This is a genomic window from Atopococcus tabaci DSM 17538, assembly GCF_000429585.1.
GTDB lineage: Bacteria > Bacillota > Bacilli > Lactobacillales > Carnobacteriaceae_A > Atopococcus > Atopococcus tabaci.
Genome location: NZ_AUCD01000025.1, coordinates 1 through 25,865 on the forward strand (window position 1 = coordinate 1; position 25,865 = coordinate 25,865).

A 25,865-nucleotide genomic window follows, 5' to 3' on the forward strand; every position below is an offset into this window, starting at 1 on the left:
CCGTATCAGGCAACTCATTTTAAAAAGATGGAAAAACCCACGTACTAAGATTAGCAGATTAATGCGTTTAGGTCTAGATATGGACAGTGCTAAACGCATTGGTTACTCTAGAAAGAAATACTGGAGACTGTCAAAAACACCTGAAGTTCATTGGGTGCTTACAACGAAAAGACTCTACCGGTGGAACGTAGTTTCACTACGAGACCTGGCAGAGTCTGCTTACTTAAGATATTGAACCGCCGTATACGGAACCGTACGTACGGTGGTGTGAGAGGACGATAAATGAATTAATCATTTATCTCCTACTCGATTGCGTGTTCTTATATCGTGAGACGCTTCCATGAGAATGGAGTGAGAAAAAAGTGGCATTTTCTTTTCAATTTCTCTTGTGCTCATGTTCGGTTAGTCGTATAATCGAAAACATGAATTAAAATAGACAAAGTTGTTTTTTAGGAGGAAAGAAGATGGAATGGATTAAACTGATCGGAATCCTGATCATTTTAGTTGGGTTCATCCTCAAATTGGATACCATCGCGGTGGTATTGGTTGCAGGATTGGTCACAGCTCTAGTGTCCGGCATTTCATTCGGTGAGTTTTTGAGTATATTGGGAGAAGCTTTTGTAGCCAACCGGTTGGTTACCTTGTTCTTCTTGACACTGCCAATGATTGGGCTGACAGAACGATTTGGTTTGCGCCAGCAGGCTACATATTTGATTGAAGGAATGAAGGGACTTACACCGGGACGCTTTATGTCATTGTACATGTTCATCCGTGAATTGGCCGGATTCTTTTCCGTGCGCATCCAAGGACACACTCAGTTTGTGCGCCCGTTGGTTGATCCGATGGCACAAGCTTCCGCAACGGCCAAGTACGAGGAACCGTCAGAAGAAGATGCTGAAAAAATCAAAGCCCGCTCAGCGGCAATGGAAAACCTCGGGAACTTTTACGCCCAAAATACCTTTGTTGCGGCTGCTGGTGTGTTGTTGATTACCGGAACGATGGAATCGTTGGGATATGAGATTTCAGCGGTTGCCGTTGCACAAGCTTCTCTGCCTGTTGCCCTTATTGCTTTGCTTTTGGTGCTCATAACCAACCAATTGTTGGACAAGAAAATGGAGCGTAAATATGGACGCAAAGTAGAATTGTCTGACAAAGACAAAGGAGGAAAACAGTGATGGAAGCATGGTCTGAAAACATTTTAGAGTTCTTTTTCGTCTTGACCGGACTCTCAATGGCGTATACCGGCGTGCGGGTCTTCTTTGAAAAAGATCATCCGGCACGGTTGGGAACGAGTTTGTTTTGGGTGTTGCTGGCTGTGACTTTCGCCCTTGGAAGACTCATTCCAACTGCTGTCACAGGGATATTGGTGATGTTGATGGGTGTCTTGACCTTGTTCAACCAGGTGAAAATCGGAAACATCAAACCTGCTTCGGAAGAAGAGTCTGAAGCCCACAGCAGACGAATCGGAGGAAAAATCTTCATTCCGGTTGTATCGCTTGCGCTTATCGCCATCTTGATTGCACAATTCACTCCGCTCGGCGGGCAGGTCGGAATCGGGGTTGCAGCAGTCGCTTCTTTAGCGATTGCCATGGCTCTCACAAAAGCCGGGCCAAAAATGGCATTGGACGAAGGGGACCGCATGAACCGCCAAGTTGGTACCGTAGGAATTTTGCCTCAGCTTTTGGCTGCTTTAGGTGTCATTTTTACAACAGCTGGAGTCGGTGATGTCATCGCTGGCATCATCTCCAACGTTGTACCGGAAGGCAACCGTCTGGCCGGCGTCCTGGCGTATGTACTGGGAATGGTCATTTTCACGATGATTATGGGGAACGCATTTGCCGCATTCACTGTCATCACTGCAGGGATCGGAATTCCATTCGTTATCGCGCAAGGAGCAGATCCGGTCATTGCCGGTGCCTTGGCGATGACTGCCGGTTACTGCGGGACACTGATGACCCCGATGGCTGCCAACTTCAATGCGCTGCCGGTTGCGTTGCTGGAGATGAAAAATCCAAACGGCGTCATCCGGGAACAGCTGCCATATGCTTTGATTATGCTTGCGGTTCATGTGGCATTGATGTACTTCTGGGCATTCTAATCATTCGCACGACAACTGCATACTGTCTCTTGAAAGCGTATCTTGAAAGGAGAACCACACATGAAAATTTTAGTTACAGGATTCGATCCATTTGGCGGAGAAGCCATCAACCCGGCCGGAGAAGCAGTCAAAGGACTGCCGAATGAAATCAACGGCGCAGAAATTCACAAGTTGGAAATTCCTACTGTCTTTCACAAATCGGCAGAAACCATCCGACAAGCAGTCAAAGACATTCAACCGGATGTCGTCTTGGCAGTTGGACAGGCAGGCGGCCGCTATGAAGTGACTCCCGAACGGGTTGCCATCAATGTGGACGACGCCCGTATTCCGGATAACGAAGGCAACCAGCCGATCGATGTGGCGATTCAAGAAGACGGAGAGTCCGCTTACTTCACGAAGCTGCCGGTTAAAGCCATGGTGGCAGCGATGAGAGAAGCAGGCATTCCAGCCGCTGTTTCCAATACTGCCGGTACGTTTGTCTGCAACCACATCATGTACCAAGTGTTGTACATGATTGACAAAGAATTTCCTGAAATGACAGGCGGATTCGTACACGTACCGTTTATTCCAGAGCAAGTCACAGACAAACCTGGAAAACCTTCCATGAGTTTGACCGACATCACCAAAGCATTGGAAGCCGGAATCAAAGCTATTGTGGAACAAGCCGGAAAAGGCGACATCAAAGCCGTCGGCGGAGCCACTCACTAATGCAAACAGTAAAAAAGCTGTCCATTCACACGAATGGGCAGCTTTTTTGCGATATAAAGGGGTTTATCAATATAAAAAAAGGCGACAATTGTTTTTTGCCTCGATCAAGCAGGTTTATCGATTGTTCGTACTTAAAAAAGACCGCTACAAATCGATAAAAGGCCTTTATCAATCTGAAGAGAAGAACAAAAGGCTCCTTCAGAAGGATAAGGGGGAGGTCACACAATGATCAACAACGACAAGGTCATCAGTATCAATGACAAAATGATGCTGATGGAAGAAACGAAGCCTGCAAGAGAAGATTTGCTTCCATACACCACCATATTGATGGTCGCAACGGTTCCAATCGGTGCCAGCGCCAACAAGACCAAGGAAAGACGGACAATCTCTGTAAACGGCAGGAAAAGATAAAAGGCTGCTGCCAGAGGAATGGCCAACGCATAGCGTGCAGACAACAACTGCACTACTTTCGACACTTCTTCACGCGGAATACGAATCTCCAAGAACAATCCAATCATAAACATCGACAAAAAAGCATTTCCGCTGGCAAACAATTCCACAATGGACAAAGCGGGTGCGGGAAGTTGAATATTCAAGGAAGCCAGCACGAACATCACAATGTAAGTGGTGAAAGAAGGCGAACGGAACAAACGTTGGAGAAGCCTCCCGAAACTGACGGATTCCCGGTTCTGTCCGGTCATTTGATCGACAAGAATAGGCGTGAATCCAAACAGCATCAATGCATTTCCCATATCAAAACTGCCTATGTAAGGAATTGCTTGTGGAAAAAAACCTTGTACAAAAGGAATGGTGAAGTTGCCGATATTGTATCCGGCATGGCTGAACATCATCAACGCTTGGTTTGCCGGATCTTTTTTGCGCCAAATCAGTCCGCCAATGATGATAAGAATGGTGTTGGTCAACAAACCCAATCCCACCATGGTGAACAAGGTGGCATCTACCGTGACTCCATTGAATCCTATAATGATGGTGGCGGGAAGAGTCACATTCAAAATGATTTTTGAGAGTGCTTTGCCATCTTCTGACTTCAAAAGACGGAGTTTCTTGAATACGTAGCCGGCAAGAATGACCAGCATAAAGCTCAGTGCTCTGGTGAATACAGTACCCATCAAGTGATGCTCCTTATCTGTTCGTATAATGACTTGCTCTTTTATCATACCGCATATTGTTCATTGAAAGAAATAGGCTGTCTCGTTGGAAGACAGCCCGGACCCAATTATTTGTCTTTTTTCTTTTCTTCATTCTTTTTCACTGCTTTTTCAGATAAAACAACAGAAAAGAAAAATTTGCCCGCTGCGACCACCAACGTGCTGGCAGCAATCAATGCAGAGAGGGATCGTTTGTTTTTCGTTTTGGCCACTCCTACTCACCTCAATCATTCAATCTTCTTTCAGTAAAATTTTGCGTTTCTGTTTGTAAAAATTTTTGCGGTCACGGATGGACTCCGCCACTTCCTCAATTTCTGAATTGCTTAAGCCGGGGAACAATTGAAGCAGGATACACTCAAACCCCAACTTTTTATTGACAAGCATGATCCATTTCTTCAAAAAGAATGTATTTTTCAAAAACGCTTTTTCATCGTGCAGCTGAATGCAAATGTATGTGTCGGTCAAAAACTGTTTCGTATAGACATTGCTGATGGCATCGAACGGGACGAAACCGGCATCGAAAGCCGAGCTGTTAGCGACAATTCCGGCATCCTGTATGGTCAAGGCCGGGAGCCGGTAAAGCATGATTTTTAAAGGATGGAATACGCCGAAGCTAAAGAAAAAAATCCCTAACAATGAAATGACGGAAAGGAAGGGATCGAGAACGTTTGTTAAGAGACTGGAAACGAACAAAGAAGGTGTACCGGCTAAGCTGATAGTCAAGACGACAAAACAACAGGCAATAAGAAACAACGAGGCGGTCAAGCGAAAAACGAGATACTTCCGATCGATATAGTAGGATACCTCTTCCATCATTTTCACCTTCTCTCTTTTGTCTAAGTATATCAAAAAATATAGAAAATCCCCATGAACAGCTCTTGGCTCCCCCTTCACGTGCGTTTGGATATACGCAGAAAAAATTCATGTTATAATAAGAACTGTACAAGCAGTCAATTACTTATTTTCTAAGGACAGAAAGGAGAAACAATCATGTTGGAAGAAATCAGAAAGTTGATGTTAGCCGGAATCGGTGGAGCGGCAATGACGGTGGACAAAACGCAGGATATGATCGATCGACTGGTCGCTCGAGGAAAACTGACCGTAGATGAAGGAAAGAAATTGAGTGAAGAATTAATTCAACGCACAAAAACAGGAGAGATGGAAGAAGATCCATTGAGCCGTGAAGAATTGCAGACATTGTTGATTGAAATGAACGTAGCGCAGCGAAAAGACATCGAAGATTTGGAAAGAAAAGTGGATGAATTGATTGCCCGTGTGGCCGAATTATCGAATAAATAAGTGGTGATGGATGCAGAAGGGAGGAGTGAGGATGGCCAAATCAAATGCCGAGCGATTGCGGGAGATAGCGACAGTATTGGCTTCTTATGGATTCGGACACATTTATCGAACCCGAATCCGTCCCAATAAAGTAGACCAAGATGCTGCCAACTTTCGCCGGGCTTTTGAGGAACTCGGTCCCAGCTTCATCAAGATTGGCCAAATCATCTCTACTCGACGAGACTTGCTTCCGCCCGATTACATCAAAGAGCTCCAAAAACTACAAGACGATGCACCGGTGTTTCCATTTGCACAGGTAAAGAGTATTTTCGAGGAAGATTTTCGCCGGCCGCTGGAGGATGTCTTTGAAGAAATAGACGAAACTCCGATTGCCAGTGCTTCGGTCGCTCAAGTGCATAGAGCCCGTTTGAAAAACGGTGAAGAAGTGGTCGTCAAAGTCCAGCGTCCGGATATTGAAGAAAATTTGATCCGGGACATCAACCTTTTCTCACGCATTGTTTCAATGGCTCCGGGAACAGTCAAAGAAATATTAGTGGATCCGGAAGAAGCATTCAATGAAATCGAGTTGAGTACCCGCTTGGAATTGGATTTTCGCAACGAAGCCCATGCCCTCGTTCAGTTCAAACAGCTGAACAAAGACATTGCGGCGATAAACGCTCCCCGGCCCAACATGATGTATACCTCCAAACGGATTTTGGTGGAAGAATATGTCGATGGGTTCAAAGGATTGAATGCGCTGGAGTTGCAACAGGCGGGGTATGTTCCGTCGGATGTGGCGGAAAAACTGGTGCTGGGCTTCTTGTCGCAGGTGTTCCGGGATGGTTTTTTCCACGGGGATCCTCACCCAGGAAACATCATCGTCAAAGATAAACAAATTTACCTGATTGATTTTGGAATCACCGGCCGGTTGTCTCGGTCGAACCAGGAAAATTTGGTGAAACTGTTGCGGTCGCTCGTTTACCAGGATGTAGAAGCCATCATGAATCTCCTTTTACAGATGGCGATTGCGAGAGAACGGGTCAATCGTTTGGATTTGTATGAAGATTTGTCGTATTTGTTCGACACGTATTTGTCGCGGAGTTTCAGTCAAATTGACATGAGTGTGTTGTTTGCGGATATTCTCCAAGTCACGCGCAAACACAAGCTCACCATGCCAAACGATTTCATCATGTTGGTCAAATCATTGACCGTCATGGAAGGGGTCGTCATGGAGTTGGCCCCGGAGTTGAACGTGATGGAAATTGCCAAAGACTATATCCGGTCCAGCGACCACGTCCAACTGTTTGAGCCGCTTTCCAAAGAGCGGCTGGCAGTGGAGACATATCAGCTGGCTAAAGACACTTACCGTCTGCCCACTTCCCTCAGAAGAATGCTGGACAATTTGAACAACGGACGCACCAAGGTTCACATCGACTTGGTGGACATCGACAACAAATGGACCGGCTTAAACAAAATGGTCAACCGTATTGTATTTGCGGTCATCATTGCGGCATTGATCTTGGCGTCCGCCATTATCGTCGCCTTGGCAGAAGGAACGGGTTTTTCCATTATCGCCATCATTATCTTCTTGGGGGCGGGATTCATGGGTCTGTGGTTGTTGATTTCCATTATCCGCTCAGGCACCCTCTAGACATGCCAATAGAGTTTGAAACGCCTCTCCTCTTGGAAAGGCGTTTTTTCCGTGGTTCTTGCATGCTGGTGTAAGGTATAATGGAAAACAAAGAAGACAACAGACAACGAAAAGGAGCGGTTTATATGACAAAGCATACACACGTTCATTCGCACAGTTCCGGTGATGGTTCGATTGGATCGCACCGGGCTTGTGTGAGATTGGTTCCCATTTTCAATCATTTAGAAGAACAGCAAATGGATGAAATCATGTCCGTTGCACGTTCTGCGTCGTTTAAAAAAGGAGAAACTATTTATCAGGCAGGGGAAGAATCGACGTCTCTTTTCATTGTGAACCGCGGAAGAATCCGTATTTACCGCTTGTCAGAAAATGGGCGGGAACAGCTGCTGCGGATTTTGAACCCCGGAGACTTTACCGGGGAATTGGCGTTGTTCCGTTCCACGACGCATGAATCATACGCTGAGGCCATGGTCGACACGTCTGTCTGCTTGATCCGACGGGACGAACTCCGCACACTGCTGCAAAAATATCCGTCCATTTCCATTAAAGTACTGCAGGAGTTTTCCAAGCGATTGGATGAAACCGAACGGCAGACAGCCCGCTTTGCCACAGAAAAAGTGGAAACACGGTTGGCGATGTTTTTGACGGAAGTTGCTGAAGATGCGGAAGAACCGATAGAATTCAAATTGCCGATGAGCAAAAAAGACTTGGCTTCTTATTTGGGTACCACTCCGGAAACCATCAGCCGCAAATTGGGTCAGTTTGAAGACGAAGGGTACATCCGGCAAAAAAGCGGCCGCAGAATCGAGATAGTGGATTTAGACGGATTGTTGTTGGTCTAGGAACTGCCGATAAAGAAATTCAACGCAACCATAGGCCTCTTCTTCAAACCGTGTTAAAATGATAAAAGAAGAGGAGGGCCGAAGATGACTTTAACGATGCGGACAATCAAAATAGCTTTGGCCACGGTTTTATCCATTTGGCTGGCGGATTTATTTCAATTGGAAAGCAGCCTGTCAGCGGGAATCATTGCCATTTTAAGTGTGCTGGATACAAAAAAAGCTTCAGTGGGAACCGCTGTAGAACGTTTTTTATCCACACTATTGGCGCTTTCGATTGCCACAGTTTTGTTTTTCTTCTTTGGGTACGGCGTGGCGATATTCGGAGTGTATCTTTTGTTGTATGTTCCATTGGCGTACCGATTCGAGTTGCAGTCGGGAATCGCTCCGTGTTCTGTTTTGGTGACCCATTTGATATTGGCAGAGAGCGTGGCCGCGTCCCTGCTGCTGAATGAGGTACTGTTGATGGCTATCGGTGCAGGAGTGGCCATTCTGTTTAATCTGTATATGCCGAACCAAGAAGAAGAGCTGGAACAAAGGCTGGAGAATATCGAAGATGAGATGAAAAATGTCTTGAAAAGTTTTGACGAATCTCTGACAGAAGGAGAACGTCCGGCAGAAATGACGGAAACGTTCAACCGGCTGGAAACGAAATTGAACCAGGCCCAACGGTTGGCCTTGCAAGAATACGACAATCAGTTGTTTCAAAAATCGGATTATTACGTTCGCTATTTCTTGATGAGACAGGAACAAAACACGCTTCTGCGACAGATGAGCCAAAACTTGACCCATATTCAACTCACTACTCGTGAAAGCAAAATACTTGGCGGTCTATTTTATTTGACGGCTGAGCAGCTTCATGAACTGAATACGGGGGAATATTTGTTGAGGGACGTGGAATTGTTGCACGATCACTTTCGGGAATCTTCTTTGCCACAGTCCCGGGAAGAATTCGAGAGCCGTGCCATCTTGTTTCAGTTGATGCTGGATTTCAAACAGTTTTTGATGATCAAAAGGAAATTCTCGCTGGAAGTGCAAACCACTCCTTCATTGGCGTTGAAATGGCAGAGCAAATAAAAAGGCCGGTTTTCCGGCCGTTTTGTGTGCTTATAACGCGCGTTGACTGTCGACAACAATTAAAATGCGGTCTTTTTGCAAGTCTTCTCTATAAGCATCCAACGTGGCGTCGTCAGCCGTATAGGAGGGGGCGGTCAAATCAAGCTTTTCTTTCACTTCCGCCCAAGCAGAGTTGCTCCTGGTTTCTACAAAACGGACATTGAACCCTTCGTACTTCAAGCTGGTCTCATCTTCAGGGGCTTCGGAGTCAACGATCAACTGGATTTCTGATTCTTGATACCCTTGGCGCACCAATTCTTCTGCAAGCTGAAGGGCGGCTTCGACATTTTCTGCGGTTGTTTGAACGAAACGGGCCATGAAACTTCCTCCTTTGAGTGATTGTCTTATCGTCATTATAAAAAAAACGTTTTCTGTCGTTCAAAGAATTTATTTACAAACTCTCTGGAACAACTATCACAATATATGGTGATTGAAAAGAAGTGGGAAACACTATATACTGGTCTTGTTCTTAGAGAAGAAGAGAGGTGAGAAGAGTTGAAATTGTATACCAAGCGAGGCGATCAAGGAAATACCAACTTGATTGGAGGGCGCACCGTCCGGAAAGACGACAAACGTGTGGCCGCGTATGGTACGTTGGATGAGTTGAATTCCTTAGTAGGATACATCATCAGTCAATGTTCAGAGGAAGAGAAAGAAATTGTGGACGAGCTGGTGGAGCTGCAGCATTATTTGTTTGATTGCGGGACAGATTTGGCGGATATCAAAGGGAAATTGCCGCGAAAAATCACTGATGAACAAATCAGCTGGTTGGAAAAACGAATTGATGGATACGCGGAAGAAGCGCCGACAATCGAATCGTTTATACTGCCCGGAGGAGACCCGGTAGCTGCATTGATACAAATGGCACGTACCGTTACCCGCCGCGCGGAACGTGAAATCGTCAGTTTGCAAAACGAACAGGAAATCAATACAGCGGTTTTTGTCTTCATCAACCGGTTGTCTGATTATTTCTTTGCGCTGGCTCGTGTGATCAATCACCGCAAAGGTGTCACTGAACCGATTTACGAACGAGGCGGAAAAGTTTTTCATAACGAAGAAAAGCAGAGAAAATCCGCAGAATAACAACTACATAAAACGATTGAGAGATGGAATCCGGTGAAAGTCCGGAACGGTCCCGCCACTGTGATAAGCGCGAGCTTTAAGTCAGGTCTTTCCCTCACTCGTTTTATCCGTCCGCTGCTTCGAGGCAAAGCAGTTGGACGCAGAGCACACCAATGAGACTGCCTCATTGGCTTTTTTTATTTTCGGGACAAAGACGTGTTTCCCGGCAGAGTGCAGTCTCATTGGATAAGAACAACTTTTACGTTTTTCTTATACGCCTCCATTCATACAATTTACTTTTTACTTTCAGGAGGATATACAAATGTTGAAAAAAAGTGTTTGGCTGTTGTCGATTTCTATTTTATTAGGTGCATGCGGAAATGCTGCGGTGGAAGAACCGGCAGTGGAAAACAGCACGGTGGATACGACGGAACAAGCAGCGGAAGAAACCGTCCAACTTTCTGTCACGATTGAGGTGGACGAAGAGGAAGTCAGCGAATTGACGAAAGAGATTGAAGCCGAATCCGGTCAGACATTGATGGAGATCATGGTCCAAGAATACGAGATTGAAGACGAAGGTGGATTCATCAGTTCCATCGAAGGGTACGAACAAGATCCGGACGACAACCGTTGGTGGTTGTATGAAATCAATGGGGAACAGCCGACTGTCGGCGCCAGTGATTACGAAGTGGAAGACGGGGATGACATTAAGTGGATGCTGAACGAATTACAGTAAGGAGAGGGAGCGCGTGTCGGAAAAAACGAGTGTCAAATGTATCGCATTATTGGCGATGTTGACGGCAGTGACACATGTGAGCCGACTCGCCTTCCAATTTTTGCCGAATGTTCAACCAGTCACCGCAATTTTACTCATTCTTACCTTCACCATGAGCACAAAGGACGCACTGATTGTGGCTGTTTTGTCAATTGTGTTGTCCAACATCACGCTGGGAATGGGTGTATGGACCCTGGCTCAAATCCTATCATTTGCCGTAGTGGTGATGTGTGCTGCCGCATTGAAGCCGGTGCAGCATAAGCTGCCCCTTATGGTGCACATTGTATTTGCAGGAGCGATGGGGTATTTGTATGGATTTATCATCTCATTGGTTCAAGCGCCGTTTTTCGGAATCCAAAACTTTTGGGTGTACTATCTATCCGGACTGCCGTTTGATACGATGCACGCTCTTGGAAATGCGGGGTTTTATGCCATCCTATGGCCTATACTGCCGCCTATCATCCGGAAATTCATGAATAAGTGAACCGAGTATAAAATAAGCCGGTCTGCGATATGCAGACCGGCTTATTTACTGTTCCCGCATACTGACGGGTTTGTCCAATATTTCTTTGTAAATCATCGCTTGCCGCAATTGTTTTCCTTTTAGACGTGTTGGAGAAGAGGAAGAATAGGTTTTTCTAGGCTTCTTCTTCGCCATTGTCGTTGGCGGAGAAATTGAGCGTTTGGATGATTCATCAAGGAATTCTTTGTTGAAAAATTCTCTTCTCTTTTCAGCGGCAACCTCCCGTGTAGAGACCATCGGACGCGCCTCTTGATTGCGTTGTTGTCCCGCTTCAGCAGCTTTTCGTGGACGCCGTGAATTGAATACTGGATCATTGTATTGACCAGTTCCAGCGTTACGTGCTGCACGAGAACGCGGTTTTGCCTGCGAATCCATACGACCAAGCGGCTGATTCGGTGCACCTTGTCTTCGTCTTCTTTTCCGTTGGCTGGATGCTTTGATTTCTGTAAAAGTGTTTACCACGGAAAAAACCAATGAAAGAAAGATAAGGATGAGAAAGATTTCAAACATGATGATCACGCATCGCTTTCGTTATCAGCCTGATCGGAAATGGATTTTCTCATGTCTGTATCTGCATGGACATTTTGCATTTTGTAGTAATCCATGACCCCTAAGTTTCCGGCACGCAAGGCTTCAGCCATAGCCAAAGGCACATCGGCTTCGGCTTCCACTACGCGGGCACGCATCCGTTGAGTTTCGGCGTGCATTTCTTGTTCTTCTGCAATGGCCATGGAGCGGCGTTCTTCCGCTTTTGCCTGTGCAATGTTTTTGTCTGCTTCCGCTTGTTCGGTTTGAAGTTTGGCACCGATGTTCCGGCCGACATCGACATCCGCAATATCGATGGAAAGAATTTCAAATGCTGTTCCTGAATCCAATCCTTTATCCAATACGGTTCGTGAAATGAGGTCCGGGTTCTCCAATACAGCTTTATGATTGCCAGCGCTACCCACGGTGGTGACAATCCCTTCGCCTACACGTGCGATGATGGTGTCTTCACCGGCACCACCGACAAGTCGTTCGATGTTGGCACGTACGGTGACTTTTGCTTTCGCAATGATTTCAATTCCGTCTTGTGCCACCGCAGAAATGTTTGGTGTTTCGATGACTTTAGGGTTTACACTCACCTGCACAGCTTCAAAAACATTCCGGCCCGCCAAATCAATGGCAGCCGCTTGTGTGAATTCCAAGTCGATATTTGCACGCTGAGCGGCAATCAAAGCATCGATGACCGTGTTGATATTTCCGCCCGCCAAATAGTGGGCTTCCAATTCATCAATTTTTAACTCCAATCCAGCTTTGGTCGCTTTGATCAAAGGACGGATGATGTCATGCGGAGCCACCCGGCGCAGACGCATTCCAATCAAAGTGCCGATGCTTACCCGTACCCCTGAGAAGTACGCGGTGATCCACAAACCTACTGGGACGAAGCGCAAGAAAATAGACAACACAATGATGACAATTAATGCAATAATAAAAATACCAATCCAACTACCAAAATTTTCTTCCATAACTATTCCACTCTCCTCACAACAATTTTAGTGCCTTGTATTTTTTCAATGACAACGGGCGTGCCTTTTTCGACATGGCCGCCGACAGTGAGCACATCCAACTCGTATTTTTCCTCTTTGCCAAAAACTGCTTTTCCTGAAGGGCGAAGAGGGGTGACCGCTACACCTTCCATCCCAACTTCGAATACAGGCTGAGACAATTTTGTAACTTTCGTTGCTGTGTTCTCTTTCCGTCCCAAGTTGGTGTTCAACACCAGACGGTTCCAATTATGGAATGAGTACCCGCGTTTGAATAAATAAAACACAAGGGCGGCCGCAACCAATACAGCCAAACTCAAATCACGAATGGCTTGTCCGATGTCGCCGAGGGTCATATAAAGACCACCGATCAGAAGCAAGAAACCTAAAATACCGAGGATTCCGAAATCAGGTATGAAGATTTCAAACACCACTAAGAGCAAACCTAACACAAACAAGAGAATCGGGAACCATTCATTTAAGCCCACGAAGGTGAAATACCCCGCAAAACTCAAAAGTGTCACTGTGGCCCCCAGTTTTGATTGCGGAGTTAAAAGCGCTAAAATCAATCCGACAAAACCAGCGCCGAGAATGAGACCTTCCATTTTTGAACCTCCTTTATCTATAACTGGTCAGCAAGTGTTAGACAAAAAAACGGTTTCCTAAACCTTATTATACAAGAAACCAGACGCGAAAAACAGAATATTGGAAAAATATCTCATATTAGGTTAAAAATAGAAGGGTGTTGCCATCTAAAGAAAAGCACAGGAATATATTAAAAATCGTTATTTCAGTTGAAGCGTTTTCAGTTGGAGTGGTATAGTAAAACGAGAAAAGTTTTTGGAGAAATCTAAAAAAGAGATGAAAGAATAATGAGAAAACTGTATAATATGTGAAAATAATCATTGTTTCATATTCTTACTGTTGTGTTTTGTATAAGAGGGAGGCAAGGGAATGTTTGAAAAGGGTCATTCGCAGGCAATTGTTGAAAAGTTAAAAGAAGATCTATACTTGTTTAACCGCGGAGAATATTTCGACAGTTACTTGACCATGGGATGCACGCCGGAAGAACAGGATGGCGAAACCGGTTTCCGTTTCACGGTGTGGGCCCCGAACGCCAAAAGCGTTTCGGTTGCGGGGGACTTTACCAACTGGCAAGAAGGAAAGCCCATGAATAAAGTAGACGAAACGGGTGTTTGGACCACTTTCTGCCCAGGAGCGAAAGAAGGGCAGTATTACAAATACCGCGTGGAACAGGCAGACGGAACCGTCAAATGGAAAATTGATCCATATGCACTTGAATTCGAAGTCCGTCCTAAAGATGCATCGGTGGTAAAAGCTCTGCCCAAAAAGAAATGGCGGGACGGATTATGGATGGCGAATCGAAAACGATTCAAAATTTATGAACGACCTCTGAATATTTATGAAGTTCATCTCAGCTCATGGAAGCACCACGAAGATGGTTCATGGTACACCATTCCTGAACTTCAAGAAGAACTGATTCCATACGTGAAAGAGATGGGGTACACACATATTGAGTTTTTGCCTCTGATGGAACATCCGCTTGATGCCTCATGGGGATACCAGGCAACAGGGTATTTCGCACTCTCCTCTAAATACGGCACCATGGACGAATTTCAAGACTTTGTAGAAGCTTGTCACTTGGCGAACATAGGAGTGATTGTCGATTGGGTACCCGGTCACTTCAACCGGAATGATTACGGCATGGCTTATTTTGACGGCACTCCGCAATTTGAATACACAGATCCCAACCGGGCGAACAACAACCGCTGGGGCACGTTGAATTTCGACTTGGGCAAACCGCAAGTTCAAAGTTTCCTCATTTCCAACGCACTCTTTTGGATCGAGCAATTTCACTTGGACGGCCTGCGGGTGGACGCCGTCAGCAGCATGTTGTATCTCGATTATGACGAAGGGGACTGGATTCCCAACGAAGACGGAAGCAACCATAACCGAGACGGTGTGGCGTTTATTCAAAAATTGAACAAAAAGGTTTTTGAACGTCACGAAGATGTGCTGATGATGGCGGAAGAAAGTACCGCCTGGGCGAAAGTGACGCATCCGGTCCATGAAGGCGGGTTGGGTTTCAACTACAAATGGAACATGGGGTGGATGAACGATACGCTCCGCTTTTTCGAAATGGACCCGCTCTACCGAAAACATCACTTCAACTTGATCACATTTTCATTTCTGTATATGTTCAACGAAAACTTTGTTCTGCCGTTTTCTCATGACGAAGTGGTTCATGGGAAGAAATCGATGATGCACAAAATGCCCGGCGATCGTTACAACCAGTTTGCAGGCTTGAGGACGATTGAGGCGTACCGGATGGTTCATCCCGGTAAAAAACTTCACTTCATGGGCACCGAGTTTGGGCAGTTTCTTGAATGGAGAGTGCATTCCGGATTGGAATGGGAGAGCTTGAACGATCCGATGAATCATGCCCACTCACAGTTCATCAAGAAGCTGAACGATGTCTATAAAAACGAACGGGCCTTGTGGGAATTGGACCACAGTCCGGAAGGCATCCAAATCCTGGATGCGGACAACACCGAAGAATCAATTTTGACATTTATCCGCAAAGGAAAAAAAGCGCGGGACTTTGTCATTGTTTTATGCAACTTTGTGCCGGTCGAACGGCAGAACTATAAAGTGGGTGTTCCATATTCGGGTCAGTACGAAGAACTGCTCAATACGGAGCTCACGCAATATGGCGGCACCTGGACAGAAGACCAAGGGGTGCTGAAAACCACGAAAGAGCCGCACAACGGACAACCGTATTCACTCGAACTGATATTGCCGGCAATGAGTGTGGTCGTATTGCGTCCGAAACGCGTATATGGCGTTCCAAAAAACTAACATAGGAAGGTCATTCAACCGCCTGTCAACTAGTAACCGTGTCGCTCGCAGTCACCACCACAAAAGGAGGGAAGGGAAGAACTACATAAATGTATTCTTCCAGTATGATATGAAAACAGAAACGTTAGCTATGGTTCTCGCTGGAGGGCAGGGATCCAGATTAGGAAAATTAACCAAGCAAATCGCAAAACCCGCAGTGCCGTTTGGCGGCAAGTACCGCATCATCGACTTTGCGCTAAGTAACTGCGCCAACTCCGGCATCATGAACGTGGGGGTTGTGACCCAATACCAGCCGCAAGCATTGAACGACCATGTGGGCGATGGAAAATCATGGGGGTTAAACCGACACAAAGGTGGAGCAACCATCCTGCAGCCGTATGCCAGTGTGGACGGAGAAAAATGGTTCAAAGGAACTGCTCATGCCATTTATCAAAACATTGACTTTATCGACCGTCACAACCCAGATTATGTCCTTATATTGTCTGGAGACCACATCTACAAAATGGACTACTCTAAGATGATTGATTTCCATAAAGAAACGGCTGCTTCTTTGACAGTCGGAGTCATCCCGGTTCCATGGGACGAAGCTTCTCGCTTTGGGATCATGAACACAGATTTGACCAATCGGATCATCGAATTTGAAGAAAAACCCAAAGAACCGAAAAGCAATTTGGCATCTATGGGAATTTATGTCTTTAACTGGGCACGCTTGAGACAGTACTTAGTGGACAACCAAGCGAAAGACCGGACGATGCTGGACTTTGGTCACGACGTGATTCCAGCGTATCTCCGCAACAGTGAAAAAATGTTTGCCTACTCATTTGAAGGGTACTGGAAAGACGTGGGGACTCTTGAAAGTTTGTGGACCGCGAATATGGAACTCATCGATCCAACGCATGAGTTGAACATTCGGGACCGCGATTGGCGGATTTATTCCCGCAACCCGGACACTCCGCCGCAATTCTTGACAAAAGACGCGGACGTTGTCAATTCGACCATTACGGACGGCTGCTACGTGGCGGGAGAAGTGGATCATTCCATTTTGTCTTACAACGTCCGAGTTGGAAAAGGATCGGTTGTGAAAGACAGCTTTATCATGCCGAACGTCACTATTGGATCGAATGTCCGAGTGGAACACGCCATCATTGGAGAAGATGCCAAGATTTACGATGGAGCGGAAATCATAGGAAAAGAAGATGAAATAGCTGTACTGGGGTATGAAGAAGAGATTGGGGGACGAAAAGATGAGGACTAAATTGGCTGCTATATTAAATTTGACGGAAGATGCAGAAAGACTTCAACCGTTGACAGAACAGAGACCTGTTGCTTCATTGCCTTTCGGGTGCCGGTACCGGTTGATTGACTTTCCATTTTCAAGTTTGTATAACGCAGAAGTCATTTCCGCAGCTTTGTTTATTTCCGGAAGTGGCCATTCCCTTTACGACCACATCCGAAGCGGTTCGACTTGGGGATTGGATTCCCCAATCGGCGGCGGAGTTTTCACTCATTCTCATATCGAATGGAAATGGGAAATTGCAAAAAGAGAAAATATTGACGTCACTTATTATGACAACCACCGGGGATATGTGGAACGGGCCAATACCGATCACGTGTTGATCACAGGAAGCGGCATTCTGTGCAATGTGAATCTGGATTCCGTCATACAATACCATGAAACAAAAGGGAATCCGATCACGGCTTTGTTCAAAAATGTGACGCGTGCGTCTCTTCCTGAAGAAACGAATGTTCTCCGATATGTTGTAAACAGCGGCCAAGCAGAAAATGTCACCAAAGTGGAATCTATGAACGAAGTACCGATGGACGCGCCCAAAGTGGCGGCAGGGATGGACATGGTCCTGATGGATACAGAATTTTTCTTGGAATATCTTGATTATGCCGATGAGAACATGAAAGAAGTCAGTGCGGCAACGGCCGTTGCATACGCATTGAAGCAAGATGTCCTCATTTCAGCTTATGAGTACACCGGTTATATGAAATCTATTGAAGACATCCAAACTTACTATGAAGCCAACATGGACATGTTGGATGAAAACAACTTTAATTCCTTGTTCTACCGTAATGAGCCGGTCGTAACCCGTACGCGTCACGGCGCACCTACTTATTACGGGGCAACTTCCAACGTAACCAACTCCCAGTTGGCGAGCGACTGCGAAGTTTACGGGAACGTGAAGAATTCACTGATTTTCCGCAAATCCAAAATAGCAGAAGGCGCAACAGTCTCCGATTCTGTATTGATGCAGGGAGCGGAAATTGGAAAAGACGTTGTACTGAAACACGTGATTTTTGACAAAAAAGTTCGTGTGGAAGACGGGGTGCATCTGGAAGGGACACCGGATAACCCCATTGTCATCAAAAAAAACACAGTCATCACAAAAGAAAACGTGAAGGAAAATGTGCAGTAAAGGATGTGAGACGGTAAATGAATATTTTGTTTGCCTCTGCAGAAGCGGCGCCCTTTTTTAAGTCGGGCGGCTTAGGGGATGTGGCAGGCGCCCTGCCGAAAGAATTGGTAAAAAACGGAGTGGACGTACGTGTGGTTTTGCCGTTTCACACGAAAATGCCTGAAAAGCACAAAGCGCAGTTGGAAGACGTGCTGCAGTTCACAGTAAGAGTCGGCTGGCGTGAACAGTTTTGCGGCATCAAACAATTGAAAATGGACGGGGTCACGTACTATTTCATCGATAACCTCTATTACTTTGACCGTCCGGCTTTGTACGGGTTTGACGATGACGGGCAACGCTTTGCCTTCTTCTCGCAGGCGGTCATCGAAATGATGGAAAAAGTGGACTTTGTTCCTGATGTTCTCCATTGCAATGACTGGCATACGGCATTGATCCCGGTCCTTCTCAAAGATAAGTACCACTGGATTGAGGCCTACTCAGACATCAAAACCATTTTGACTATCCACAACCTACAATTTCAAGGAATTTACGACCAAGAAGTGCTGTCCGATTGGTTGGGAATCGGCTATAACGCCTACCATGAACGTGGCTTGAAGTATTACGATTTGGTGAATTTCCTTAAAGGCGGTATTTACTATTCCGACTTGGTCACAACAGTAAGTCCGACCTATGCGGCAGAAATCCAAACACCGGAATTTGGATATGGTTTGGACGGGGTGTTGCGGGACAACAACTGGAAACTAGTCGGGATTTTGAATGGGATCGATTACGATGTTTACGATCCGCAGACAGATCCGACCATCGCTGCTTCTTTCTCCATCGATGATTTGAGTGGGAAAGAGAAGAACAAAGCAGCGTTGCAAAAGCGGGTGGGACTGCCGCAAGAACCGAATATTGCCCTTATCGGAGTAGTCAGCCGCTTGACCGAACAAAAAGGGATGGATCTGATTGAACATGCGATGGCACAATTGATGGAACGCGATGTTCAAGTGGTGGTTTTAGGCACCGGCGATCCACGCTTTGAGGATAGTTTCAATTACTTTAACGGACAGTATCCGGATAAGTTCAAAGCAGTGATTGACTTTGATGTGGAGCTCGCCCAACAAATTTATGCAGGCAGCGACATCTTCCTCATGCCGTCTGCATTTGAACCATGCGGCTTGTCTCAATTGAACTCGCTGCGTTATGGCACACTTCCGCTTGTCCATGAAACAGGCGGGCTGATTGATACGGTGATTCCGTATGATGCCACCACTGGCGAGGGGACAGGATTCAGCTTCTATGATTTCCGTCCGGAAGTGATGCTGGATATTATCGATCAAGCATTGATCTTGTATTATGATCAGCCGGAACAATGGCATCAACTTGTAAAACAGGCAATGACTCAAGATTACAGCTGGCACAACTCCGCACTTCAATACATTGATTATTACAACCGGTTAACCCTCTAGACGTTTAGAGAACAACCAAACAACACGCCTTTGCGCGGATGATGTACAGTCAGGTTCATGAGAATCCCCGCGTTAAAGGGTGTTGTTTTTGTATTTTGGAAGCAGGGAGACCGATGGAACGGTCGAATAAAGGGAGGATATCAAATGTCTTTATCTGTTGAACAGTTCAAAAAGGATTATAAAAAGTCGTTTGAAACAATGTTTGTCAACAGCTACGATGAGGGGTCTGTGGATCAACAATTTCATGCTTTGGGAAACCTGGTCCGGACGTATATTGCAGATGAATGGCGGAATGCGCGTCAGCATTATATCGACAAAAAAGTGAAACAGGTCTATTATTTTTCAATGGAATTTTTGCCTGGCAGACAGTTGAAAAGCAATCTCTACAATATGGGCATTTTGGATACCGCTAAAGAAGGACTGGAAGAGCTTGGATTGGACTTTAAAACGATTGCCGAGTCCGAAGTCGACCCCGGTCTGGGGAACGGCGGATTGGGACGACTCGCTTCCTGTTTCATGGACTCCATGGCTTCGCTGGGCATTCCCGGACACGGCAGCGGCATCCGGTACCGTTACGGCCTCTTTCAACAGAAATTCATTGACGGCTACCAGGTGGAACTGCCGGATAACTGGCTGCGGAACGGGAACGTTTGGGAAGTTCGAAACAGCAACGATGCGGTGATTGTCCGTATCGGTGGAAATGTTTGGATGAGACCGGACGGGACAGGCGGCTTGGAACCCGTATACGAAAACACCAAAAACATATTGGCGGTTCCCTATGATATTCCTTCCATCGGATACAACAATGTATCCATCAATACGCTTCGTTTGTGGTCGGCGGAACTGCCGCCTGAAGAGGAAGACAAGTATTTCTCGATTGAAGAGGCGGAAAAAATCAAAGAAATCACAGAAGTGCTGTATCCGGATGACTCCAACTACGAGGGGCGGTTGCTGCGGTTGAAGCAAGAATACTTCCTTGTATCGGCCGGCGTCCAAAGCATCCTGCGCCATTACAAAAAATACAATTTGCCGCGAAAAAATATCCCGGACAAAATTGCGATTCACATCAACGACACCCATCCGGCGCTGGTCATTCCAGAGCTGATGCGCATTCTATTGGATGAGGAAAAGCTGAGTTGGGATAAAGCATGGGAAATCACGAAGAAAACGTGCAGCTACACAAACCACACACTGTTGCGGGAAGCGATGGAAACGTGGCCGGTTGACATGGTGAAAGAGTTGCTTCCAAGAATGTACCAAATTATTGAAGAAATCAACCGCCGTCACATCGAAAAGAAGACGCCTCTATATGGCAGACGCTTGACCAATTCCACTTCTATCATCCAAAACGGTCAGATCCATATGGCGCATTTGTCCATTATTGGCAGCCACAGCATCAACGGCGTGGCTCAGCTGCATTCAAATCTGTTGAAGGACGAAGTGTTGGCGGACTTTGCTGAGATGTATCCGTATAAGTTCAACAACAAAACAAACGGCATCACTCAACGGAGATGGCTGCACCTGGCCAATCCGGAATTGACGGAATTGATCACCGACAATATCGGACCGGAATGGAAGACCAATCCCGCTGAATTGAAAGTGCTCAAAGGGTACGAAAAATCCGACGAAGTGTTGGAACGGCTGGCGGAAGTCAAATTGCACAACAAACAGCGGCTGGCTGCATATATCCAAGAACACACCGGTCTGAAAGTTGATCCGACGGCATTGTTTGATGTCCAAATCAAGCGCCTGCATGCATACAAACGGCAACACCTTCAAGCGTTGCATATACTGGACCGGTACTTGCAAATCAAAGAGAATCCGGAAATCGACATGCAGCCGCGGGTCTTCATTTTCGGAGCGAAAGCTGCCCCGAGTTACTTGTACGCCAAACAAATCATCAAAGTGATCAATGCGATTGGCGAAGTTGTCAACAATGACCCGGATGTGGGGGACAAAATCAAAGTGGTCTTCTTTGAAAACTACGGAGTGTCTCTGGCGGAAAAAATCATTCCGGCGGCGGACATCAGCGAACAGATTTCACTTGCCGGAAAAGAAGCATCGGGAACCGGGAACATGAAATTGATGCTCAACGGCGCGTTGACGATGGCGACACTTGACGGAGCGAATGTCGAAATTCGTGACTATGTGGGAGAAGAAAACATGTTCTTGTTTGGATTGACCACGGAAGAAGTGTACGAATACTACCGAAATGGAACCTATTCGTCCCGGGAGATTTATGAATCGAATCCGCGGTTAAAACGGGCATTGGACGCTCTGGTGGACGGCACCATTCCGAATATTGAAGAAGAAGGAAGAGTGCTTTTTGATTCTCTTATCCAATACAATGATGAGTATTTTGTTTTGAAAGACTTTGACAGCTTCATCGAGGCGCAAAAGAGAGCTGATGAACTATACCGTGACAAGAAAGCATGGTCCCAAAAGTCATTGATCAATATCGCTTCGTCTGGTCCATTCTCCGCAGACTATACCATCCAGCGTTACGCGGATGAAATTTGGAAGGCACAGCCTCAAGGAGAATTGACGGAAAACAGAGTTCATTCATTTGACGAACCAATCTAAATCGTTCATGATAGGGGCGAAATTAGAAGAGAACTAGATATACAGAAGGGAAAGAACAATGGCTGAAGAGAAGCAGACTGTTTACTATAATTCATGGATTCCCGCTTACAAAAGGCCATACGGAGCTGTTCAAGCAGGCAGCGCCGTGACGTTTACCATCGATGGCGGAAAACTTCCGGTCACTTATGCCGCACTGCAGATCCACAAAGATTATGGCAATTACTACGAGAAAGCGATGCATCAGATAAAGGACACCAATCGCTACACGGTCACGTTTGATTTATCTGAGGGCAACGGATTGTATTTCTATTCCTTTAAGGTTGTTCATAAGGGTGAAGGCTCCGAACAAGTTCTGTACTATGGCAACAATGAAGGGATGCTCGGAGGAGAAGGGAAAGTTTATTACGAAGATGAAGACGTCAAGCCCTATCAGTTGACTGCTTATGCGTTTGACGACCCGGCGCCCGAATGGTACCGTTCCGGAGTTGCTTACCATATTTTTGTCGACCGTTTCCGTAACGGCAATCCCGACGGTTCAGTGTCCAATCCAAAGGAAGATGCTTTCATTTATTCTTCAGACCAGGATATACCGTACTATGTGAAAAACGAAAAAGGCGAAGTGGTTCGCTGGGACTTTTTCGGAGGGAATTTGAAAGGAATCATTGAAAAGCTGCCTTATTTAGAAGACATGGGTGTATCCATCCTCTATTTAAGTCCGATATTCGAAGCTCGAAGCAATCATAAATACGATACAGGGGATTATTTCAAAATCGATCCGATGTTTGGGGACGAGGAAGATTTTGACGCACTCATTGAAGAAGCAGAAAAAAGAGGCATTCACGTATTGCTTGATGGAGTTTTCAACCACGTGGGGGCGGACAGTCGTTACTTTAACCGCTTTGGAACGTACAGCGATACGGGCGCTTATCAATCTCCGGACAGTCCATACAAAGACTGGTTTATTTTCCACTCCTACCCCGACGATTACGAAGCGTGGTGGGGAGTGAAAGACCTTCCCAAACTAAACACGGAGCAGGAAGGGGTGCAGCGTTTCATTTTCAAAGACCGCAAAAGCGTTGTCCGGCATTGGACAAGAAAAGGGATTGGCGGCTGGCGGTTGGATGTAGCCGATGAGTTGTCCGACGACTTTTTGGCAGGCATCCGTGACGCAATGGAGTCCAGCGCCCTGATTGACCCGGTGTTGGTCGGTGAAGTGTGGGAAGACGCCACCAATAAAATTGCCTACGACCAACGCAGGCATTATTTGGAAGGCGGCATCTTGCATGGCGCGATGAACTACCCGTTCCGCAACATTATCATTGATTTACTGAACGGACGAATCACCGTGGGGCAGGCAGTGGAGAAATGGCTGAATTTGAAGGAAAACTATCCGCCGGCTGCGTTTTACAGCAACTTAAACAATATCGGCAGCCATGATACGGCCCGTATTCGGACGGCATTGCAAAAGAGCGATGAAAAAGTTTGGCTGGCCATGTTGCTGCTGTTCAGTCTTCCAGGAGTTCCGTGTGTGTATTATGGAGACGAAGCCGGACTTGAAGGCGGAACGGATCCCGACAACCGCCGGATGTATCCGTGGGAACAAGAAGACAAACAGTTGGTGAGTTTTGTCAAAAATTTGATGCATTGGCGCCACGAAGAAGTCGCTTTGCAAAAAGGCACGTTCTATCCTTTCGCAGCTTCTGATGTTTTCGGGATGGTCCGATTGGAAGAAGAAAATTGGGTAGTTGTCCTACTTAATCCCACTACTGAAGCGGTCACCCTTCGTTCTGAAGAAGTGATGGACAAGACAGATTTGGACATCTCTTCCTTTTTGCAGGACAAAGAGATTGACGAATTGACCATTCCATCTATGAGTTTCCGTGTATTTGCCTCAGATGATCAAGGAGAAACGGTGGAACAAACCGACCATTTGCAGCGGGAAGTGGAGTACCCTGTCAATCGATAATCGAATGGAGAAACAGGCTGGGAGATTTTCCAGCTTGTTTTTTTGCTTGGAAAAGGATTGATCCATGAAGCTTCCTGACCAGTCACGATAGGCGAACATACTTGTTGTTTTTCTTTTGTATAGGTGACTGGTATACTTTTGTATGGACAGGTTGTCACGCATTAGATGAAGGAGCGGATGCTTTTTGAAACGATTTAACCTAGAAACATACGGCACAACGGTCAGGCAGGAAGTTCTTGCAGGACTGATTTCATTTTTTGCAGTTTCGTATATTCTTGTGGTCAACCCGTTGATTCTTTCCGAAACGGGCATGCCGCCGGAATTGACAGTATTTGCGACCATCTTCATCGGCGCTGTCGGCAGTTTGCTGATGGGGTGGTGGGCCAACACGCCGCTGATTGTGGCTCCCGGGATGGGAGAGAACGCATTTTTCACTTTTACCGCTGTAGCGGCGTTGGGCTTGGCGTGGCAGGAATCGTTGACGGTTGTCTTGATTTCCGGTGGATTGTTCATGCTGATTGTGTTTTCAGGATTGATGGGGAAGTTTACACATGCGATTCCTTCTGTTTTAAAGCAGGCCATCACGGTTGGCATAGGCTTGTTCTTAGTGTTGATTGGATTGCAGAACAGCGGTTTAGTGATTGACGGAGGGGAATCGGGGATTGTGGCTTTGGGAGATTTGGGCAATCCAATGACGGCCTTGGCACTGGGAGGCCTGGTGTTTACGGCGGTCCTGTTCATGAAACGTGTTCCGGGAAGTTTTTTCCTCTCCATCGCTGTCATCACCGTCTTGTCACTGGTTCTTGGAATCCATCAACCAGAACCAACGGCATTTTCTTTGGGAAATATCGCACAGTTCCCGGATCTGTGGGGCTCGTATGACTTCAGCAGCGTCTTCACGTTTGAATCGCTGTTGGCGATTTTCTCTTTGACGATGCTGTTGGTGTTTGAAGCGATCGGCATGGTGGAAGGATTGTTGAACGATCCTTCCCGGTCCACCCGTTCGTTTCAAGTGATGAGCGGCATGGCCGTTGTATCCAGTTTCTTGGGAAGCAGCCCGCCGATTCCGGCAGCCGAAAGTGCATCAGGCATCAAAGAAGGCGGTCGTACCGGTTTGACAGCCGTCACAGCAGGAATTTTATTTTTGTTGGCGCTTGTTTTGACGCCGCTGCTGGCTTATATACCCAATGCCGCCTTGGCTCCTGTGATTGTCATTACGGGAGCGTCGATGATGGAAAATCTAAAATTCATTTCATTTGATGATTTCAGCGAATGGTTTCCGGCTTTTTTAATCATCGTGATGATGACATTCACTGGGAGCATCGTAAATGGGATGGCGTTTGGCTTTGTGGCCTATCCTGTGTTGAAAGCGGCCAAAGGCGAAAGAGACAGCTTGAACCCAACACTGTTGACGGTGTCGTTCTTGTTTTTGCTGACACTCGCAGCGACTGTATTTATCTAACGTGGATTGTATAATTAAGCGAGACAGAAAAAAGACATGTTATGATACACTCAAATTAACCTACCAAAGCTAAGGAGAGTGCACCATACATGTCGTACACCCATCTTACCAAAACAGAACTCATATTCATAGAAGAATACTTTGCCATTAATCTCAGTGGTCGCGAGATTGCTAAAAAGCTTAAGCGAGGTCATGAAGCAGTCTACAGAGTAATCAGGAAGTTGAAAACGGGTAAAACAGCGATCGATATTTATCTAGAATACAAAGAAAACAAACAAAAATGTGGACGTAAACCTATTCAACTTCCTCAAGGTGAAGTTGATTACATCAACGAGAAAGTCAGTGAAGGCTGGAC

At 46.2% G+C, this 25,865-nt stretch carries 24 protein-coding genes, 1 pseudogene and 1 riboswitch; of the genes and pseudogenes, 18 read left to right on the forward strand and 7 right to left on the reverse strand.

Annotated features, from left to right (window positions below; all coding sequences use genetic code 11):
• Window positions 1–464 precede the first annotated feature (464 nt).
• From G470_RS0105485 to pcp, 3 genes are read left to right on the forward strand one after another with little or no spacing between them, the layout of a single operon-like run.
• The gene (locus G470_RS0105485; RefSeq protein ID WP_028273959.1) at window positions 465–1,175 is read left to right on the forward strand and encodes a DUF969 domain-containing protein; all 711 of its coding nucleotides are present in this window, start codon (window positions 465–467) and stop codon (window positions 1,173–1,175) included.
• Complete coding sequence (locus G470_RS0105490; RefSeq protein ID WP_028273960.1) at window positions 1,175–2,098, forward strand: DUF979 domain-containing protein; 924 nt, start codon at window positions 1,175–1,177, stop codon at window positions 2,096–2,098. The genes G470_RS0105485 and G470_RS0105490 overlap by 1 nt, the downstream gene beginning before the upstream one ends.
• Window positions 2,099–2,158: 60 nt before the next feature.
• Window positions 2,159–2,806: a pyroglutamyl-peptidase I gene (pcp, locus tag G470_RS0105495; RefSeq protein ID WP_028273961.1), complete on the forward strand. Its 648-nt coding sequence runs from the start codon at window positions 2,159–2,161 to the stop codon at window positions 2,804–2,806.
• Between the two features lie 218 nt (window positions 2,807–3,024).
• Here the strand turns inward: pcp and G470_RS0105505 are convergent, their stop codons facing one another.
• The 3 genes from G470_RS0105505 to G470_RS0105515 form a co-directional block, all read right to left on the reverse strand.
• Entirely contained in the window at window positions 3,025–3,936 is a 912-nt protein-coding gene (locus G470_RS0105505) for an AEC family transporter (RefSeq protein ID WP_028273962.1), read from the reverse strand.
• A 107-nt stretch (window positions 3,937–4,043) separates the two neighbouring features.
• A complete protein-coding gene (locus tag G470_RS14395) occupies window positions 4,044–4,187 on the reverse strand; it encodes a hypothetical protein (protein WP_156907964.1) in 144 nt (47 codons plus the stop codon).
• A 19-nt stretch (window positions 4,188–4,206) separates the two neighbouring features.
• Window positions 4,207–4,788 carry an STM3941 family protein gene (locus G470_RS0105515; protein WP_028273963.1) on the reverse strand — a complete coding sequence of 194 codons (582 nt, stop codon included), beginning with the start codon at window positions 4,786–4,788 and terminating at the stop codon, window positions 4,207–4,209.
• Window positions 4,789–4,965: 177 nt separating this feature from the next.
• On the opposite strand from G470_RS0105515, the gene G470_RS0105520 reads away from it, so the two are divergent.
• The 4 genes from G470_RS0105520 to G470_RS12795 all read left to right on the forward strand — a co-directional run bounded on the left by G470_RS0105520 (window position 4,966) and on the right by G470_RS12795 (window position 8,820).
• Window positions 4,966–5,274: a phasin family protein gene (locus tag G470_RS0105520; RefSeq protein WP_028273964.1), complete on the forward strand. Its 309-nt coding sequence runs from the start codon at window positions 4,966–4,968 to the stop codon at window positions 5,272–5,274.
• A 31-nt stretch (window positions 5,275–5,305) separates the two neighbouring features.
• On the forward strand, window positions 5,306–6,904 hold the full coding sequence (locus G470_RS0105525; protein ID WP_035445158.1) for an ABC1 kinase family protein: 1,599 nt from the start codon (window positions 5,306–5,308) through the stop codon (window positions 6,902–6,904).
• Between the two features lie 125 nt (window positions 6,905–7,029).
• Window positions 7,030–7,746: a Crp/Fnr family transcriptional regulator gene (locus tag G470_RS0105530; RefSeq protein WP_028273966.1), complete on the forward strand. Its 717-nt coding sequence runs from the start codon at window positions 7,030–7,032 to the stop codon at window positions 7,744–7,746.
• An 84-nt stretch (window positions 7,747–7,830) separates the two neighbouring features.
• Window positions 7,831–8,820, forward strand: coding sequence for an aromatic acid exporter family protein (locus G470_RS12795; RefSeq protein WP_051258443.1), 990 nt, complete (start codon window positions 7,831–7,833; stop codon window positions 8,818–8,820).
• A gap of 30 nt (window positions 8,821–8,850) precedes the next feature.
• Here the strand turns inward: G470_RS12795 and G470_RS0105540 are convergent, their stop codons facing one another.
• Window positions 8,851–9,177 carry a hypothetical protein gene (locus tag G470_RS0105540; protein WP_028273967.1) on the reverse strand — a complete coding sequence of 109 codons (327 nt, stop codon included), beginning with the start codon at window positions 9,175–9,177 and terminating at the stop codon, window positions 8,851–8,853.
• A gap of 177 nt (window positions 9,178–9,354) precedes the next feature.
• Between G470_RS0105540 and G470_RS0105545 the strand changes: the two genes are divergently transcribed.
• From G470_RS0105545 to G470_RS0105555, 3 genes are all read left to right on the forward strand, one after another.
• Window positions 9,355–9,942, forward strand: coding sequence for a cob(I)yrinic acid a,c-diamide adenosyltransferase (locus tag G470_RS0105545; RefSeq protein WP_028273968.1), 588 nt, complete (start codon window positions 9,355–9,357; stop codon window positions 9,940–9,942).
• Window positions 9,942–10,085: riboswitch (adenosylcobalamin (AdoCbl) riboswitch) on the forward strand. It overlaps the preceding gene by 1 nt.
• 158 nt (window positions 10,086–10,243) lie before the next feature.
• The gene (locus tag G470_RS12800; RefSeq protein ID WP_051258444.1) at window positions 10,244–10,657 is read left to right on the forward strand and encodes a DUF4430 domain-containing protein; all 414 of its coding nucleotides are present in this window, start codon (window positions 10,244–10,246) and stop codon (window positions 10,655–10,657) included.
• 13 nt (window positions 10,658–10,670) lie between these two features.
• Entirely contained in the window at window positions 10,671–11,180 is a 510-nt protein-coding gene (locus tag G470_RS0105555; protein ID WP_028273969.1) for an ECF transporter S component, read from the forward strand.
• Between the two features lie 45 nt (window positions 11,181–11,225).
• On the opposite strand, the gene G470_RS0105560 is transcribed toward G470_RS0105555, so the two are convergent.
• The 3 genes from G470_RS0105560 to G470_RS0105570 are packed head-to-tail and all read right to left on the reverse strand — an operon-like array spanning window position 11,226 to window position 13,350.
• Window positions 11,226–11,681: a hypothetical protein gene (locus G470_RS0105560; RefSeq protein ID WP_156907968.1), complete on the reverse strand. Its 456-nt coding sequence runs from the start codon at window positions 11,679–11,681 to the stop codon at window positions 11,226–11,228.
• A 53-nt stretch (window positions 11,682–11,734) separates the two neighbouring features.
• A complete protein-coding gene (floA, locus tag G470_RS0105565; protein WP_028273971.1) occupies window positions 11,735–12,727 on the reverse strand; it encodes a flotillin-like protein FloA in 993 nt (330 codons plus the stop codon).
• Between the two features lie 2 nt (window positions 12,728–12,729).
• Window positions 12,730–13,350 (reverse strand): NfeD family protein, encoded by a 621-nt coding sequence (locus G470_RS0105570; protein WP_028273972.1) that lies wholly within the window; start codon window positions 13,348–13,350, stop codon window positions 12,730–12,732.
• Window positions 13,351–13,699: 349 nt separating this feature from the next.
• On the opposite strand from G470_RS0105570, the gene glgB reads away from it, so the two are divergent.
• From glgB to G470_RS0105610, 8 genes and pseudogenes are all read left to right on the forward strand, one after another.
• Window positions 13,700–15,625 carry a 1,4-alpha-glucan branching protein GlgB gene (glgB, locus tag G470_RS0105575; protein ID WP_028273973.1) on the forward strand — a complete coding sequence of 642 codons (1,926 nt, stop codon included), beginning with the start codon at window positions 13,700–13,702 and terminating at the stop codon, window positions 15,623–15,625.
• Window positions 15,626–15,734: 109 nt separating this feature from the next.
• Window positions 15,735–16,880, forward strand: a complete 1,146-nt coding sequence (locus G470_RS0105580; protein ID WP_028273974.1) for a glucose-1-phosphate adenylyltransferase — start codon at window positions 15,735–15,737, stop codon at window positions 16,878–16,880.
• Window positions 16,870–18,048, forward strand: coding sequence for a glucose-1-phosphate adenylyltransferase subunit GlgD (gene glgD / locus G470_RS0105585; RefSeq protein WP_169720325.1), 1,179 nt, complete (start codon window positions 16,870–16,872; stop codon window positions 18,046–18,048). Before G470_RS0105580 ends, glgD begins: the two co-directional genes overlap by 11 nt.
• A 17-nt stretch (window positions 18,049–18,065) precedes the next feature.
• Window positions 18,066–19,499, forward strand: a complete 1,434-nt coding sequence (gene glgA / locus G470_RS0105590) for a glycogen synthase GlgA (RefSeq protein WP_028273976.1) — start codon at window positions 18,066–18,068, stop codon at window positions 19,497–19,499.
• Between the two features lie 144 nt (window positions 19,500–19,643).
• Window positions 19,644–22,082 (forward strand): glycogen/starch/alpha-glucan phosphorylase, encoded by a 2,439-nt coding sequence (locus G470_RS0105595; RefSeq protein WP_028273977.1) that lies wholly within the window; start codon window positions 19,644–19,646, stop codon window positions 22,080–22,082.
• 58 nt (window positions 22,083–22,140) lie between these two features.
• A complete protein-coding gene (locus G470_RS12805) occupies window positions 22,141–24,048 on the forward strand; it encodes a glycoside hydrolase family 13 protein (protein WP_051258446.1) in 1,908 nt (635 codons plus the stop codon).
• Window positions 24,049–24,232: 184 nt separating this feature from the next.
• The gene (locus G470_RS0105605; RefSeq protein WP_028273978.1) at window positions 24,233–25,510 is read left to right on the forward strand and encodes an NCS2 family permease; all 1,278 of its coding nucleotides are present in this window, start codon (window positions 24,233–24,235) and stop codon (window positions 25,508–25,510) included.
• Window positions 25,511–25,599: 89 nt separating this feature from the next.
• A pseudogene (locus tag G470_RS0105610) lies at window positions 25,600–25,865 on the forward strand (IS30 family transposase); the annotation flags it as partial.